The organism is Polyangium mundeleinium (genome assembly GCF_028369105.1).
In the GTDB taxonomy this organism is placed as follows: domain Bacteria; phylum Myxococcota_A; class Polyangia; order Polyangiales; family Polyangiaceae; genus Polyangium; species Polyangium mundeleinium.
Genome location: NZ_JAQNDO010000001.1, coordinates 12,406,090 through 12,421,041 on the forward strand (window position 1 = coordinate 12,406,090; position 14,952 = coordinate 12,421,041).

Here is a 14,952-nt window from a genome sequence, read left to right on the forward strand (position 1 = left end):
TTCGCACTCGATTCGCACCACGTTCACGGCTTCTCGATGCCGAGCACGTGAAATAGAAATGTGTAGACGTCCACGGCTTCGAGCACCGCGTGGTCGAGCGGCGTGCCGACGCCGCGGCCCGTGTCGCCGCTCGAACGCAGGAGGATCGGCGCCTTCGCGCTCGTCGCCGCGAGCAGGCGCGCGGCCATCTTGCGGGCGTGCGAAGGATCGCCGCGCGGGTCGTTTTCACCGGTGAGCAGGAGCGTCGCGGGGTAGGGCTTGCCGTCCTCGACGCGGTGGTACGGCGAGTAGCCGTAGAGCGCCTTGAACTGCTTCTCGTCGACGATCGAGCCGTACTCGGGCACGTCGTACGCGCCGTTCGGCGTGCCTTCGAGCCGGAGCATGTCGTAGATGCCGCCGCGCGCGACGATGGCGCGGAACATGTCGGGCCGCTGCGTGAGCGCCGCGCCCATGAGCAGGGGCGACTGCGGGGCGCCGAGGAGCGCGAGCTTGTCGCTCTTCGTCACTTTGAGCTCGAACAATCGCTCGGCGCAGGCGAAGAAATCGTCGAACACGGTCTGCTTCTGCGTGAGCATGCCGGCCTTGTGCCAGCCGTCGCCGCCCTCGCCGCCGCCGCGCAGGTTCGCGACCGCGACGATGCCGCCGACGTCGAGCCACGCGCGCCGCGTGGGGTCGTAGTCCGGCGAGACGACCACGCCGAAGCCGCCCTGCCCCGTGAGGATCGTGGGGTTCTGCCCGTCGAGCTTCGCGTCCTTGCGGCGCAGGATGCTGAGCGGGATCTTCGTGCCGTCCTTCGAGGTGCACGTCTCACGCACCACGGTCGCGTCGCCGAAATCGGCCGTCGCGGGCTGGGCCATCGCGGTCTTCTCGACCTTGCCGCTCGACGCGCGGAAGCGATACCAGGCCGAGGCCTCGGTAAAACTCTCGTTCTCGAAGTAGAGGTCGTCCTCCTGGAGCAGCACGACCTCGTGCACCGCGGAGACGGGCAAGGTCGGGACGACGCCGCCGGGCTTGCCCTTGATGTCGAACCAGCGCATCTCGGAGGGCCCGCCCGCGCTGCTGCGCACGTAGATGCGCTGGAGCGTGGGGAGCACGTCGAGGAGGACCGACTCGCCCTCGGGCACGACGACCGTGGCCTTCGCGAGCTGGGGCTTCCACGCGGAGGTGCGCAGGAGCTTGCCGCGCGGCGCGTCCTTCTTCGAGATGATGTAGAGGTCGCCGTCGGGCCCCGCGACCGTGCGCTCGACTTCGTCGGCGGCGTCCGCGACCTTGGAAAAACCCCCGCCCTGGCGGAAGACGTGGTGCTCTTTCGGCCCGCTGTAGCCGCTCTCGACGCGCGCCGTGACGAATTTGCCGTCGCCGCTCGTCTCGAGGTCGATCTGCGCGAGGCGCGGCAGCTTGTCGATGGCAGGCGCGTCGTCCTTCACGGGCGTGTGGAGCTTGTGGAAATAGACCTTCTGGAAAAACCCGCGATCCTCGGGTTTGCCCTCGCCCTCCGCGGGATAACGCGTGTAGAAAAATCCGGTGCCGCCCGCATTCCAGGCAATGCTCTTGCCCTTGTAACGGCCGGCGCCTTGCGGGACGACCTCGGCGATCTCGCGGCCCGAGCCCACGTCGAAGACGCGGATCGAGCCGCCTGCGCGGTCGCCCTTCGAGAGCGAGACCGCGACCTTCCCGCCGTCGGGCGAGGCGACGTAATAATCGATCGAGGTATTGCCCGAGGGATCGATCGCGTTCGGGTCGAGGAGGACCTTCTCGGCGTTCGGCTTGTCGACGGGCGTGAGCGTGACCAGGAACGGCTGCTGCTTCGGCGGGCGCCAGCGCATCGAAAAGAGGACGCCGCCCTTGTGCTGGAACGCGTAAAACGCCGGCGTGCCGTATTCGACGAACTTGCGCACGCTCGTGTAGAGCGCCTGACGGCCGGGGAGGATGTCCAGGAAGGCCCGGGTCCGCCGGTTGTGGTCGCCGACCCAGCTCTTGACGTCGGAGCTCGTGCCGTCTTCGAGCCACTGGTAATCGTCGGCGACGCTCTCCCCGTGGTATTCCTTGAACACGGCCTTTTTGGGCGTGGGCGGGGGCGCGTCGAGCTCGGGTCCCGGTGCTTCGGCGGACGCCGAGGCCGACGGGGACGGGCCAGCCTTGTCCTTCGGGCCGGTGACCGGCGAGGTGCCGGGGCAGGCGAGGAGGAGGAGCGCGAGGGGCGCGAGCGCCGCGAACGAACGGACCAAGGTCATGTCGGGGCGGAGGTTACGACGATCCGGACGATCTGTCAGGTCCGGATGTCGCCCCGCAAGCGACACACCCCTGGGTGCGGAGCCACGCCCGGGCGCTCGGCTCGTCGTCGAAAAAGCCTAGGTCGAACCCGCTCCGCGCGAGCACGCGCGCGGCGGTCGCGACGAGCTGCGCGAGCACGCGGGCGCCGAAGCTCGCGCCGACCACGGCGTCGACGAGGCGAGGCACGCCGCGCATCGTCGCGATGAACGCCTTCCGGCTCGTCGCGTTCATCGCGATCTCGCCCTCGACGATGCTGAGAATGAAGCCGGTCCCGCTCGGGGCATGTGAGTTCATGGCCGTGCCGAAGGCCTCCGCATCCGCGGGAAAGATCTCCCCGCGGATACGAAGGACCACGAGATCCGGGTTTTCTATGTCGATGTCGTGCGCCCCCGCCCTCACGACGCCCTCAGCCTTTCGTTCGGTGCGGCACCCGGACGCCCTTTTCCTCGGCGACGTGCAGCGCCGTCTCGTACCCCGCGTCCGCGTGGCGAATCACGCCCATTCCAGGGTCGATCGTCAATACCCGTTCGAGCCGCCGCGCCGCCGCGTCCGTTCCATCCGCGACGATGACCATGCCCGCGTGCAGCGAATTGCCGATGCCCACGCCGCCGCCGTGGTGGAAGCTCACCCAGGACGCGCCGCCCGCCGTGTTCGCCAGCGCGTTCAGGATCGCCCAGTCCGCAATCGCGTCCGAGCCGTCCTTCATGCCCTCCGTCTCGCGAAACGGGCTCGCCACCGACCCGCAATCGAGGTGGTCGCGGCCGATCACGATCGGCGCCTTCACTTTGCCCTGACGAACCAGCTCGTTGAACGCGAGGCCGACCTTGGCGCGATCGCCATACCCGAGCCAGCAGATGCGCGCGGGCAAACCCTGGAACTTCACGCGCTCCTGGGCGAGCTTGATCCACCGCGCGAGGTCGGGATCGTTCGGCACGGCTTCGAGCACCGCGCGGTCCGTGACCAGGATGTCCTCCGGATCCCCCGAGAGCGCGACCCAGCGGAACGGGCCCTTGCCCTGGCAAAAGAGCTCGCGGATGTACGCGGGCACGAAGCCCGGGATGTCGAAGGCGCGCTCGCAGCCGGCTTCTTGCGCACACGTGCGGATGTTGTTGCCGTAGTCGAAGACCTCCGACCCGCATTGCGCCATCTCCAGCATGGCCTCGACTTCGACCCGCATGGAGCGCTTCGCCCGCGTCACGTACTCCTTCGGGTTCGAGGCCCGGAGCGCGGCCGCCTCCGCGAGCGAGAGGCCGTCGGGGATGTAGCCGATCAGCGGATCGTGCGCGGCCGTCTGCTCGGTGACGAGGTCCGGCACCACGCCGCGCCGCACGAGCTCGGGGAAGATGTCGGCCGCGTTCGCGCAGATCGCGATCGACGTGGGCTGGTTCTTCTCGACGGCCGCCTCGATCGCGGCGAGCGCCTTGCCGAGGTCGTCGATGCGTTGATCGACGTACCGCGTCTCCAGGCGGCGCTCGATGCGGTGCGGATCGATCTCGACCGCGAGGCAGGACATGCCGGCCATCGTCGCGGCGAGCGGCTGCGCGCCGCCCATGCCGCCGAGCCCCGCCGTGAGCACCCAGCGCCCGCCCTCACGGCCCGAGCGCGCCTCGTGCGCCTTGCGCGCCGCGACAAACGTCTCGTATGTGCCCTGCAAGATGCCCTGCGTGCCGATGTAGATCCACGAGCCCGCCGTCATCTGGCCGTACATCGTCAGGCCGAGCTGTTCGAGCTTGCGGAACTCGTCCCAGTTCGCCCAGCGACCGACGAGGTTCGAGTTCGCGATGAGCACGCGCGGCGCGTCCGGGTGCGTGCGAAAACGACCCACGGCCTTGCCCGACTGCACGAGGAGCGTCTCGTCGTCCGCGAGGTCCCGGAGCTCGCGCGCGAGGACGTCGAACGCCTCCCACGAGCGCGCCGCCTTGCCCGTGCCGCCATACACGACGAGATCGTCCGGCCGCTCGGCGACCTCGGCGTCGAGGTTGTTGTGCAGCATGCGCAGCGCGGCCTCCTGCACCCAGCCCTTGCAAGAAAGGGTGGAACCGCGGGGCGCGCGGACCGGACGGGGACCTGATTGGCGGGTCGACATGTCCCCGCTTTACCACGACAGCCGGAGAATGGGGGACCGCTCGGCGCTACGGGATCAAGAGGAGCTTGCCCGTCGTCTCGCGGCCTTCGAGGCAGCGGTGGGCCTCGGCGGCGTCCGCGAGCGGAAGCTCGGCGTGGATGCGGACGGAAAGCGCGCCCTCGGCGATCCGCGCGAAGAGCTGCGCGGCGCGGGAAGCGAGCTCCTCGCGCGTGGCCGTGTAGTCGTTGAGGCTCGGCCGCGTCAGGAACACCGAGCCCGCCATGGAAAGGCGCGTCGGATCGAAGGGCGGGACCACGCCGCTCGATTGCCCGTAGAGCACGAGCATGCCACGCCGCTTGAGCGCCCCGAGGCTGCGATCGAAGGTATCTTTCCCGACGGAGTCGTACACGACGTCGACGCCCGCGCCACCCGTGTGCCGCCGGGCTTCAGCGGCGAAATCGACATCGCGGTAAAGGATCACCTCGTCGGCGCCCGCGGCGCGCGCGAGGGCGGCCTTCTCCGTGGTCGAGACCGTGCCGAACACGAATGCGCCCGCGTGATCGGCGAGCTGGCACAAGAGCAGGCCCACGCCGCCCGCGGCCGCGTGCACGATGCACGTATCGCCCGGGCCGAGCGCGTACGTCGAGGTCACGAGGTATTGCGCGGTCATGCCTTGCAGCATCACGGCCGCGGCCGTCTTCGTGTCGACGCCGTCGGGCACGACGACGAGCTTGTCCACCGGCGCGATCACGTGGCTCGCATACGAGCCGGGCACGCTCGCCCAGGCGACGCGCTGGCCGGGCGCGAGCGACGTGACCTCGGGGCCCACGAGCTCGACCACACCGGCGCCTTCGAGGCCGAGCCGCCCAGGAAGGGGCATCTTGTAGAGACCGGTGCGCTGATAGACGTCAATGTAGTTCACGCCCGCGGCCTCGACGCGGACGCGTACTTGACCTGGGCCTGGTGTGGGGGAGTCGATCTCGGCGAGGGAGAGAACCTCCCGGCCGCCCGGCGTGGAAACGGCGATGGCGCGCATACGGTGCAATTCGCCGAGGTGGCCCCGAGCGTCAAGGGTTCGATGGGTGGCCGAGAACGAGCGGCCACATTCCAAAGCCGATCGGATTCTGGTATTGCGGGGGAGCCATGGCCTTCGATCGCCCGACCCCCGTGAGCTTCCATGCCCCGACGGTCCTCGCCGTGGGTCTGCCGCCTGACACCCTCACGCGGGCGGGCGTGGTGCTCGAGCCCTCCGGCGTGGGCCTGCGGGAGTCGAACCTGCTCGATCTGCGCAGCGACTCCGCGCAGTATCGGCCGCTCGTGCTCCTCGTGGACGCCGAGCTCTACGACTTCGACCCCGAGGCATTCGACATGGTGGCGAAGGACGTGGGCGCGAAGCTCGGGGTCGCGGGCAGCCCGCGTGAGGCCGAGGTGACGCTCGGGCAGCTCCTCGCCGCCGTCGCGCGGAAGAGCGCGTTCCCGCCGCCGCCGAGCAGCGCGGACGCGGCGACCGACAAGTGGGATTTTTCCGAGGTGGTCGCCGCCGTCGCCGCCGCCGAGAGGCGCAAGTAGCCGAACGGCAATCGTAAGGAGAGACAAACGTCGGTTCGTCCGGGCAATTCGAGCGGCCCCGACGAACGCGGCGACCTCACTTCTTGTCGCGGAACATCGTCACGAGCAGCACGAGCGCGGGTTTTCCTTCCACCTCGTGCACGACGTGGGCGTCGAGCGGCACGACGACGCCCGGCGACATCGGGAACACCTCCTCGCCCACACGGAGCTCGCCCTGGCCTTCGAGGCAATGGATGGTGATCGGGTGGATCGCGTGGTGCGCGGCGAGCACCGCGCCCTCGCGCAGCGCGATGAGCACGAGCTTGCGGCGATCGTCGGCGAGGACGGTGCGGACCTCGCGATCGCCCTCGCCGCGGAGGGCGTCGCCGAGCCGGATCGGGGTGATCGTCATGGCTTGCTCGTCAATGCGACGCCTCGGGCTCGACCAGCTCGACGAGCACGCCGCCCGTCGCGCGCGGGTGCACGAACGCCACCTTGTGCCCACGCGCGCCGATGCGCGGGGTCTCGTCGATCAGCGGGACGTGGAGCGATTTCAAGAGCGCGAGCGCGGCCTCCAGGCCCTCGACCTCCACGGCGATGTGGTGCAGGCCGGGCCCTCTTTTTTCGAGGAACTTTTGCAGCCCCTCGTTGCCCTTCGGCTCGATGAGCTCGACGTTGCTTTCGCCCACGGGCAGCAGCACGACTTCGGTCTTTTGCGAGGAGACGAGCTCCCGCTCGCTGGGCTCGAGGCCGAGCGCCTGCTGCCACTTCACGAGCGCGTGATCGATGTTGTCGACGGCGATGGCGACGTGATCGATGCGCTTGATCTTGATCATGATGCTCTCCGGGCCGGTGAACGAATGCAATTCACGTGCGACGCCGCACGAGGAGCGTGCGGGTGATCTCGACGGCCTTCTCGGGCACGCGGCCGGCCGTCTTGCCGAGCTCGGGCGAAAACAGATCCGCGCCGCGCTCGAGCAGGATCCGCGCCGGCGTGTTCTTGAGCCCGATCACGCGCAGGACCACGACCCCCGCGTCCCTGCCGCGTTCTTCCTTCGCGACGACCGACGACGCGGCGTAGAGCGTATCGCCGGCGAGCACGCCGCTCGGATGCGCGCCGTCGTCGAGGCCGAGGTCCCACACGGCATTGCCCGCGGTGTCGCGGCTCGACAGCGAGAGCACCCAGGCGAGCACGAGGCCGCCGAAGACGACGCGCGTCTTGGCGAACGAGCTTTTCTGGCAATACCGCTCGTCCACGTGCATCGGATGCGAGTTCCGAAAGAGCGTCGTGAGCTGCATGTGCTCGGCCTCGCTCACGGTGCGTCCGCCCTCGTGCGCGTACACGTCGCCGACCTCGAAATCGTCCCAAAACGTGGGAAACACCGCGCGGCGCGGCGCCTGCAGATCCCCGAGGAGCGCGGCGGGCGCGCAGGACTTGGGAGACAGGGCAGCGCGCTCGTCCACCGGGCTTTGCGGGGCGATCGCGGCACGCCCGGCCACCTTGCCCACGCGCACGAGCACTTTGCGTTCAAACGAACAGACGACCTCGCCGTCCTGGTTCGAGACCTCGGTGCGCACGTGGACCACGCCCTTGTCGCCGGTCGAGACGGGCCGCGTGCCGATGACCCGCGACGCAGCGACCACGGTATCGCCCGGGTAACAGGCGTTCGGGAAGCGCACGTCCATGTACGCGACGTGAGCGATCGCCTGCTCGCTCACGTCGTGCACGCTGAAGGACAGGCCGAGGTTCAGGAGCAAGAGCGGGTGGACGGGCCTGTCGCGGAGGCCAAGCTCCCGCGCGGCGCGCCGGCTCGCGTAGGTCGGGATCGCGTCCTGGAAGGAGGCTGCGAAGAAGGCGAGCATGCCCTCGTCGACCGTCACTTCCCACGGATGGGCGTAGATCGACCCGGGAACGAAATCGTCGAAGAGCCTACCGTAGCGGATCGTGTGGAGCATTCGGGAAATCGGGGCGCCGTGGACGGACGGGGCGAGCATGGCACGAGTTGGGACGGGGGGCGAAGGGATGGGCGTTTCCTCGTGTCGGACCCAAGGCGCATGCCGCTTCGGGTGACTTTTTACACATACGGGCTGTCGGGTGCGCATGCAGTCGGAGGACACTGAAATTTCGACGGAGGAAGTGCTGCCTGGTAGGGTGCACATTCCGCCAGGGGGTGCGGGGAAAAGCGCATGTCGAGCACGCACAAGGACCTGAAGGTCCGTATGGTCCAGCAGCTCGCGGACGTCTTCGGTCGTGTCGTCGGCCTGAAGCGGACGGGACGGCTCGACGAGGCGGTGGAGCTCGTCCACACGACGGCGCTCCATCTGTTTGGCCCGATGTGGGACACGCTCTCGCGGCACGACGCTTCGAGCGCGGCGATGATGCTTGGCAGCCGCGAGAAGGTCTCGGCGTGCGCAATGCTCACCCAGCATCGGGCCGAGCTCGACGATTTACGCGGCGACGTGTGGAAGGCGCAGACGGGCTATAAGCGCGCGCTCGAGCTGCACCTCGAAGCAGCGCGGCTCGGCGCCGACGTCGATGTGCCGACGCGATCGGCGCTGAAGGCGCTCCGGCCGCGGGTCGACGAGTCGAAGCTCTCGAAATCGTACCAGATGCAGCTCGAACGAATCGCCGGCCTCCGCTGAACCGCGGAAGCGCTTGACAGGGGAGAGGAACTTCCGTGTCCTCGCGTCACTCCTGCTGCCATGTTGAGCGCTCGCCTCCTCCCGCTCCTTTGCCTCGTCTCCCTCGCCGCGTGCCGCACGCCTGACAGCGCCTCGCCTCCGCCGCCCGCGACGGCCACCGCCGCGGCGACCTCGAGCGCCGCGCCCGCCCCGATCGCGAGCGCCGCCCCGGCCCCTTCCGCGAGCACGGCGCCCGCTGCTGCGGCTCCGCCCGAGCCTTGTGGCGAGATGGGGTGCCTGCTCTACGATACGCCCGAGGCCGCGTTTGCCGCGATCCTCGCGGAAAACCCGCTCATCCTCGGCATCGGCGAGTCGCACGCGCAGAAGGGCAAGGAGGGCATCCCCACGGCCACGAAGCGCTTCACCGACACGTTTTTGCCCCTGCTCGCCGGCAAGGCGAGCGACATCGTGCTCGAGATCTGGGTGTCCGAAGGGAAATGCGGGAAGGAAAAAGAGGCGCAGGTCGCGGAGCAGCAGAAGCCCGTCACGCAGGGCCAGGCCAAGACGAACCAGAACGAGTTCGTCACGCTCGGCGACGCGGCGTACGCGCTCGGCGTGAAGCCCCATATCCTGCGGGCGAGCTGCGCCGATTACGACGCGATCGTGAAGGCCGGGCCGGATTCGGTCATCGTGATGCTGGAGATGATCGCGCGGCTCATGGATGAAAAAGCCAAGGCCCTCGCCTCCCGCAACGCGAACGCCGGCGCGGGCAAGATGGTCCTCACGTACGGCGGCGCCATTCACAACGACCTCACCGCGCGTCCCGGGCGCGAGAAGTGGACGTTCGGGCCGGATCTCGCGGCCGCGACCGCGGACCGATACGTCGAGCTCGACCTCGTGGTGCCCGAGTTCATTCAGGACAACGACGCCTGGAAGGCGCTGCCCTGGGTGCCGCATTTCAAGCGGGACGCCCATCCCACGAAGACCACGGTCTTTCGGCCCGCAAAGGGCTCGTTCGTGCTGATCTTCCCGAAGACGGCGCAGTAACAAAGAACACATACTTACAAATCTTCCGCGGCGCGCATTTCTTGCCTGACCTATTGTGCGCGGGCCCCGATTTCGTGGATGATGCGCTGCATTTGGCTTGCAGCCCGTTTCATTCCGGAGGTTCGTTCCATGTTGCATCGGCGTCATCTTGCTTCGTTCACACTTTCGTCCCTCGCGCTGGTCCTCGGCGCGGGACTCGCGGGCTGCGGCGACGATCCGCTTCCGCCCCCCTCGGGCACGGGGTCGAGCAGCTCGAGCGGCACCGGTGGACAGGGCGGCGGCGGCACCGGCGGCGTGGGCGGTGATGGCGGCGTGGGTGGCATGGGCGGCGGCGGCATGGGCGGCGGCGGCGGAATGGTGTGTGTCCCCGAGCCCGAGGTCTGCGGCGACAACAAGGACAACAACTGCGACGGCGAGGTCGACGAGGGCTGCTGCACGCCGGGCAGCACGCAGGCCTGCTACACGGGCCCCGACGGCACGATGGGCGTCGGCGCCTGCATGGCGGGCGTGAAGACCTGCAACCCCGACGGCCTCAGCTACGGCCCGTGCGTGGGCGAGGTCGTCCCTGGGGCCCAGACGTGCGGCTTGACCGACGAGGACTGCAATGGCGTGGTCGGCGACGGCCCGGGCTGCCTGTGCACGCCGGGCAACACGATGCCCTGCTACACGGGCCCGAACGGCACGCAGAACGTCGGCATTTGCAAGGGCGGCACCGCGACGTGCGCGCCCGACGGCCTCTCGTACGGCGCGTGCGCAGGCCAGGTCCTGCCGCAGGCCGAGACGTGCAATGCCGTCGACGACGATTGCGACATGTTCGTGGACGACGGCGCGAACTGCGCGTGCGCGCCGAACTCGACGAAGGCCTGCTACACGGGGCCGAATGGCACGGCGGGCGTGGGCCTGTGCAAGATGGGCATCGAGACGTGCGCGCCGAACGGCTCCGGGTACGGGCCGTGCACGGGCGAGGTCGTGCCGACGCCGGAGAACTGCGCGACCACCGGCGACGACGATTGCAATGGCCAGGCGCCTGCGTGCACCGGCGACACGAGCTGGGTGCGGACCTTCGGCAACAACCAGGCTCAGATCGTGCTGGCCTCGGCGACCGACACGCAAGGCAATGGCGTCGTCGTCGGCAGGTTCTCGGGGGCGATCACCCTCCCCGCGCCGATCGGCACGCTGAACAGCACGGGCAACGACAACCTCTTCGTCATCAAGTACAATTCGACGGGCACCGTCGTATGGGCGAAGAAGTACGGCACTGCGGCCGGGCAGGACGTGACCAGCGTTGCCATCGACAGCGCGGGCGACGTGCTCATCGCGGGTGAGTTCCTCGGCTCCATCGATTTCGGCGACGGGCCGCTCACGAGCAACATGGGCTCGCGGGACATCTTCGTGGCGAAGCTCGCCGCCGCCACGGGAAACCAGGTCTGGAGCAAGGCCATCGCGAACGCGTACACGCAAGAGGAGGCGAGCGTCGCGGTGGACGCGGCGGACAACGTCTACGTCTCCGGCACGTTCTCGGCCAACCTCACGATTGACGCGCACGTCATCTCCCCGAGCGCGGGGGGTGGGCTCGAATTGTTCGTCACGAAGATGGACAAGACTGGCACGGCGCTCTGGGCGAAGGCGTACACCGGGCCGGGGACGCAATACGCGTATGACCTCGCGGTCTCGCCCGCAGGCGATATCGCGCTCGCCGGCGCGTTCCAGAACAGCCTCGATTTCGGCGGCGGCAAGACGCTCACGAGCGCCGGCGGTTATGACATCTTCGTCGCGAAGCTCGACACCATGGGCAACCCCGTCTTCGTGCTCGGCGCGGGCGACGCAGAGCTCCAGCGCGCAAACGCGGTCACCATCGACAGCGCGGGCAACGTGCTCGTGACCGGCGAATACAACGGCTCGATGGACATCGGCAACGGCACGGTCACGAGCGGCGGCGCGGAGGACGTGTTCATCGCGAAGTACAGCCCCTCGGGCTTCCACATGTGGAGCAAGACCATGGGCGGCATCAGCACGCAGCGCGGCAAGGACATCGCAGTCGACGCGTTCAACAACGTGCTCGTCACGGGCCAATTCTGGGCCACCACGAATTTCGGCAAGGGCGACATCGCGTCGAACGGCGAGCACGACATCTTCGTCGCGAAGTACAACCCCGCCGGCACCGCGGCCTGGACCAAGAAGTTTGGCGGCGGCCTGACCGAGTCGGGCGAGACCATCGCGGCGGACAGCTCGGCCAGCGTGTGGCTCGGGGGCAGCTACCGGAGCAACAACGTCCTCTTCGGCGACGGCAACTTCACGACGAACGCAGGCCTCGAGGACGCGGTCGTCATCAAGCTGGCGCAGTGATCAGAATGTAACGGAAGGACACACCATTCGACGCACGCCCGCGGCTCGCAGAGGGCCGCGGGCGTGCGCACCTCGCTCATCCGCTCATCCGCTCACGCGTTCACTCGCGCGACGCCTCGTCGTCGGGGCGCGAGAGCATCGGCTCCGAGGTGCAGTCGCGCACCTCCGTGACGTGGCTGAAGACCACGCGCCGCGTGGTCTCCGGCCGCGGGAACCGTGCGAGCACGTACGGATTCGTGAGCGCCTGCGTCACGAAGCAATGGGGGCCCGGTTCGAAGAGCCGGGTCTCGATCGTGAGCGTACGCCCGTCCGTGGATTGCCCGATGTACGAAATGTCGGCCTCGTAGCCGCCGGTCGGCATCGTGCCGGGCGCGTACAGGATCACCCATTCACGCTGGAAATTGAGGTCTTCCGGCGGCGGGCTGCCGACGAAAGTCTGGTACATCCGCGGCGACGTCAAGAGGGTCCGCAGCTCGCCGCGCGGCCGGCCGGAGGCGCGTACTTCCAGCTCCGTGAAAGGCACGGCGATCTCGCCCGGGTTCGGCGCCCGCGGCGGACGTCTGCTTCCTTCCCTGGCCGAGGCGTCACTGAGGGCCGTGCACGAAACGACCGCCACGAGAGCCCAGCCGAGCACGTTCTTCCGGAAAAACGTCTTCATGAATCCCCCGGGGCGAGGTGCCCGGCAAGAGCCGGGCCGACCAGGCTGGACCACGCATTCCGCTTTTCCAGCTCCTCGAATGTGGAATCACTCGGCATTCCGACTTCGAAGAAACCCCAGGTTCGGGGCGGCGGGCGCGGCGCTGGGCCGTGGACGGGCGGCGGGCGGCGCGTTAGGCTCAGCCTGCTCGTGGCCTGGCCTGGAGGAGCACGATGATGACGATTTTGCGAGGCAAGCGCCTTTCCCTCGGCCTCCCGGCCGCGCTCATGGTTCTCTGGCTCGGATGTGGCACCCCCGTCGCGCCCATGAAGAGCGAGCCGGTCGCGGCGCCCACGAGGCCCGAGCCGGACCAGGGCCCCACGCTGTCGGTCCCGGGGGTCGAGGCGCCGCCGTCCTCGTGCGCGAACGGGCTCGAGGAGCGCGCCTCGGTGGACATCGCCGGCGGCGCGGTCGCGTTTTTCTACGAGGACCGGCCCTCGCTCGGCAAGCTGGACGCGGGCGCGGGGTACGTGTACCTCGATCACGACAGCCAGAAGGCGTTCGTCGCGCGGCTCGAGACCTCGGGCGCGGCGAAGAGCGTGCGCGAAATCGTGTTCCCGGACAAACACGAGCGCTCGCACGTCGTGGGGGCCTTCCGCGGGAGCGACGTCGTGGTCGCGTCGGTCGTGTATCACGCGCAGCAGGAGGCCGATATCGAGCTCGTGCGGCTCGACGCCCAGGATCGCCCGGTCTGGTCGGCGCGCATCGATCCTTCGCCGCGGCTCGACGGCACGCCCGCGATCGCGTGGGGCAAGGACGAGATCGCCGTCGCCTGGACACGCGGCCCCTATCCCATGCACGAATCGGTGCGTGTCGCGCTCGTCAACGCGAAGACGGGCAAGGTCAAGCGCACCTTCGAGCTCTCCACGGGCGAGAATCCCGGCGTCCCCTCGATCGTGTGGGACGGCGAGGCGTACTGGGTCGGCTGGCATTCGCGCGAGACGCGCGGCACGATCGAGATCCGGCGCCTCACGGAGAATGGGCTCTCGGGCGTGGGCGCGACGCTCCAGGGCGGGGTCAATCCGTTCCTTTTGCCCACGCCCGCGGGCCTCGCCGTCGCCTGGGATCAGGACCGCAAGATATGGCTCGCGGTCCTGGACGCCGCGGGCAACCCCAAGCTCGCGCCGCGGGTTGTCGCGACACACCCCGATCCGATTGCGTCGCCACGCAAGCCCGTCCTCGCCTGGGACGGCGCGCGGTTCGCGGTGGCCTACGAGGCGCATTTCCACGCGTCGGTCATCGTCGCGCGGGATCCGGAGGCGCTGATCACGGTCGTGGAACCGAACGGCGTCGCGACGCCGCCGCTGACCCTGCACGACAAGGATTCGTCCGGGGAAATGCCGGCCGTCCTCTGGACCGAAAAAAAATGGCTCGTCGTGTACAACCGGGATCGATTGCAGAAAGGGAAAAAGCCAGCCGTCGTGTCCGCCCACCTCGCCTGCCGTGAAGCACCGGCACCGAGCGAGGCGACCCCGGCAGGCCCGTGCGACGCACGCACGCGCCCCGCGCCCGAGACCTTGCGCCTGCAGCCACACGCGGGCGCGGCGTCCGTCCTTCCGCTCGACGACGGCGGCTGGGCTGCGCTCCTCCTCGAAAAGGAGGAGATGATTTTCGCGCGCATCGATCGCGAAGGAAAAACGACGACGCGCACCGTCCTTCCCGCGGCGGCAGGTCGACGCGATCCATCCCTCGCGCGCGTGCCCGGGGGATTCGCGGCGGCGTGGATCGACGAACATGGCGCCGTCGAGGTCGGGAACATCGATGAGGCCGGCGCCATGCGAAAAACGACACGCCTGCCCGGCGACCCCATGACGCGCAAGCCCGGGCTCGCCTGGACGAGCAAGGGCCTCGTGGTCGCCTATGCGCGCGGCGGCGCGGTCGTGACGGCGTTGCTCGATGGCGCCGCGCGCATCGTCTCGCAGCCCGCGCCGGCGGCGCGATTCCCCTTCCAGCCCGGCGATTGCGCGCTCGGCCATGGCCCGAAGGGGCTGCTCGTCGCGTGCGTGACCGGCACCGAGCGGACCGAGACCAGCGTGATCCGCGTGTCGCGCCTCGACGACACGGGAAAGGCGATCGGCGCCCCGTCGCTCGCATCCGGGCCCTACGCCCTGCTGCGAAATCCGTCCGTGATCGGCACGGTCGACGGCTTCTTGATTGCCGCGACCGGGCCTTTCGCGCGGGAGGTCGTCACGATCGAGCTCGGGCCGAACGGCGAGGTGCGCCGGCCCGAGCGGAAGCTCCTGTCGAGTTATGGGTATGGCGTGATCGGCGCTGCCGTAACCGGCAAAGACATCGTGGTCTTCGGGATCGACGGGAAGACGCTCGCGGAGCGGAAGGTTTGTCCTGAATGAGC

13 protein-coding genes are annotated in these 14,952 nt (G+C 68.9%); 5 read left to right on the top strand and 8 right to left on the bottom strand.

The genetic code is table 11. The features are described 5' to 3' along the window. Positions 1–23: 23 nt before the first annotated feature. Genes POL67_RS49150 through POL67_RS49165 form a run of 4 tightly spaced genes read right to left on the bottom strand, consistent with a single transcriptional unit; the run spans position 24 to position 5,375 of the window. Positions 24–2,234, bottom strand: a complete 2,211-nt coding sequence (locus POL67_RS49150; RefSeq protein ID WP_271929188.1) for a prolyl oligopeptidase family serine peptidase — start codon at positions 2,232–2,234, stop codon at positions 24–26. A 13-nt stretch (positions 2,235–2,247) separates the two neighbouring features. Continuing rightward, a complete protein-coding gene (locus POL67_RS49155) occupies positions 2,248–2,673 on the bottom strand; it encodes a SpoIIAA family protein (protein ID WP_271929190.1) in 426 nt (141 codons plus the stop codon). A 7-nt stretch (positions 2,674–2,680) separates the two neighbouring features. Further along, positions 2,681–4,360, bottom strand: a complete 1,680-nt coding sequence (gene hutU / locus POL67_RS49160) for a urocanate hydratase (protein ID WP_271929193.1) — start codon at positions 4,358–4,360, stop codon at positions 2,681–2,683. Between the two features lie 46 nt (positions 4,361–4,406). Then, entirely contained in the window at positions 4,407–5,375 is a 969-nt protein-coding gene (locus POL67_RS49165) for a quinone oxidoreductase family protein (protein WP_271929195.1), read from the bottom strand. 107 nt (positions 5,376–5,482) lie between these two features. Between POL67_RS49165 and POL67_RS49170 the strand changes: the two genes are divergently transcribed. Next, on the top strand, positions 5,483–5,908 hold the full coding sequence (locus POL67_RS49170; protein ID WP_271929198.1) for a hypothetical protein: 426 nt from the start codon (positions 5,483–5,485) through the stop codon (positions 5,906–5,908). Between the two features lie 76 nt (positions 5,909–5,984). Here the strand turns inward: POL67_RS49170 and POL67_RS49175 are convergent, their stop codons facing one another. Genes POL67_RS49175 through POL67_RS49185 form a run of 3 tightly spaced genes read right to left on the bottom strand, consistent with a single transcriptional unit; the run spans position 5,985 to position 7,882 of the window. Next, positions 5,985–6,299, bottom strand: coding sequence for a cupin domain-containing protein (locus POL67_RS49175; RefSeq protein WP_271929200.1), 315 nt, complete (start codon positions 6,297–6,299; stop codon positions 5,985–5,987). A 10-nt stretch (positions 6,300–6,309) separates the two neighbouring features. Then, the gene (gene mce, locus POL67_RS49180; RefSeq protein ID WP_271929202.1) at positions 6,310–6,723 is read right to left on the bottom strand and encodes a methylmalonyl-CoA epimerase; all 414 of its coding nucleotides are present in this window, start codon (positions 6,721–6,723) and stop codon (positions 6,310–6,312) included. A gap of 31 nt (positions 6,724–6,754) precedes the next feature. Further along, positions 6,755–7,882, bottom strand: a complete 1,128-nt coding sequence (locus POL67_RS49185; protein ID WP_271929205.1) for a MaoC family dehydratase — start codon at positions 7,880–7,882, stop codon at positions 6,755–6,757. Positions 7,883–8,074: 192 nt separating this feature from the next. Here POL67_RS49185 and POL67_RS49190 point away from each other — a divergent pair, with 192 nt between their 5' ends. The 3 genes from POL67_RS49190 (at position 8,075) to POL67_RS49200 (ending at position 11,902) form a co-directional block, all read left to right on the top strand. After that, positions 8,075–8,530, top strand: coding sequence for a hypothetical protein (locus tag POL67_RS49190; protein WP_136927088.1), 456 nt, complete (start codon positions 8,075–8,077; stop codon positions 8,528–8,530). A 60-nt stretch (positions 8,531–8,590) separates the two neighbouring features. After that, positions 8,591–9,556 (top strand): hypothetical protein, encoded by a 966-nt coding sequence (locus POL67_RS49195; RefSeq protein ID WP_271929207.1) that lies wholly within the window; start codon positions 8,591–8,593, stop codon positions 9,554–9,556. Positions 9,557–9,685: 129 nt separating this feature from the next. Then, positions 9,686–11,902, top strand: coding sequence for a MopE-related protein (locus POL67_RS49200; RefSeq protein ID WP_271929209.1), 2,217 nt, complete (start codon positions 9,686–9,688; stop codon positions 11,900–11,902). A 100-nt stretch (positions 11,903–12,002) separates the two neighbouring features. On the opposite strand, the gene POL67_RS49205 is transcribed toward POL67_RS49200, so the two are convergent. Then, positions 12,003–12,560, bottom strand: a complete 558-nt coding sequence (locus tag POL67_RS49205; protein WP_271929211.1) for a protease complex subunit PrcB family protein — start codon at positions 12,558–12,560, stop codon at positions 12,003–12,005. Between the two features lie 212 nt (positions 12,561–12,772). Here POL67_RS49205 and POL67_RS49210 point away from each other — a divergent pair, with 212 nt between their 5' ends. Next, a complete protein-coding gene (locus tag POL67_RS49210) occupies positions 12,773–14,950 on the top strand; it encodes a hypothetical protein (protein ID WP_271929213.1) in 2,178 nt (725 codons plus the stop codon). The last annotated feature ends 2 nt before the right edge of the window (positions 14,951–14,952 follow it).

Excerpts from the sequence above, each read along its gene's own strand:
- mce (WP_271929202.1), bottom strand. The coding sequence starts at position 6,723 with ATGATCAAGATCAAGCGCATCGATCACGTCGCCATCGCCGTCGACAAC.
- POL67_RS49185 (WP_271929205.1), bottom strand. The coding sequence starts at position 7,882 with ATGCTCGCCCCGTCCGTCCACGGCGCCCCGATTTCCCGAATGCTCCAC.
- POL67_RS49190 (WP_136927088.1), top strand. The coding sequence starts at position 8,075 with ATGTCGAGCACGCACAAGGACCTGAAGGTCCGTATGGTCCAGCAGCTC.
- POL67_RS49175 (WP_271929200.1), bottom strand. The coding sequence starts at position 6,299 with ATGACGATCACCCCGATCCGGCTCGGCGACGCCCTCCGCGGCGAGGGC.
- POL67_RS49150 (WP_271929188.1), bottom strand. The coding sequence starts at position 2,234 with ATGACCTTGGTCCGTTCGTTCGCGGCGCTCGCGCCCCTCGCGCTCCTC.
- POL67_RS49165 (WP_271929195.1), bottom strand. The coding sequence starts at position 5,375 with ATGCGCGCCATCGCCGTTTCCACGCCGGGCGGCCGGGAGGTTCTCTCC.
- POL67_RS49200 (WP_271929209.1), top strand. The coding sequence starts at position 9,686 with ATGTTGCATCGGCGTCATCTTGCTTCGTTCACACTTTCGTCCCTCGCG.
- POL67_RS49210 (WP_271929213.1), top strand. The coding sequence starts at position 12,773 with ATGATGACGATTTTGCGAGGCAAGCGCCTTTCCCTCGGCCTCCCGGCC.
- hutU (WP_271929193.1), bottom strand. The coding sequence starts at position 4,360 with ATGTCGACCCGCCAATCAGGTCCCCGTCCGGTCCGCGCGCCCCGCGGT.
- POL67_RS49195 (WP_271929207.1), top strand. The coding sequence starts at position 8,591 with ATGTTGAGCGCTCGCCTCCTCCCGCTCCTTTGCCTCGTCTCCCTCGCC.
- POL67_RS49170 (WP_271929198.1), top strand. The coding sequence starts at position 5,483 with ATGGCCTTCGATCGCCCGACCCCCGTGAGCTTCCATGCCCCGACGGTC.
- POL67_RS49205 (WP_271929211.1), bottom strand. The coding sequence starts at position 12,560 with ATGAAGACGTTTTTCCGGAAGAACGTGCTCGGCTGGGCTCTCGTGGCG.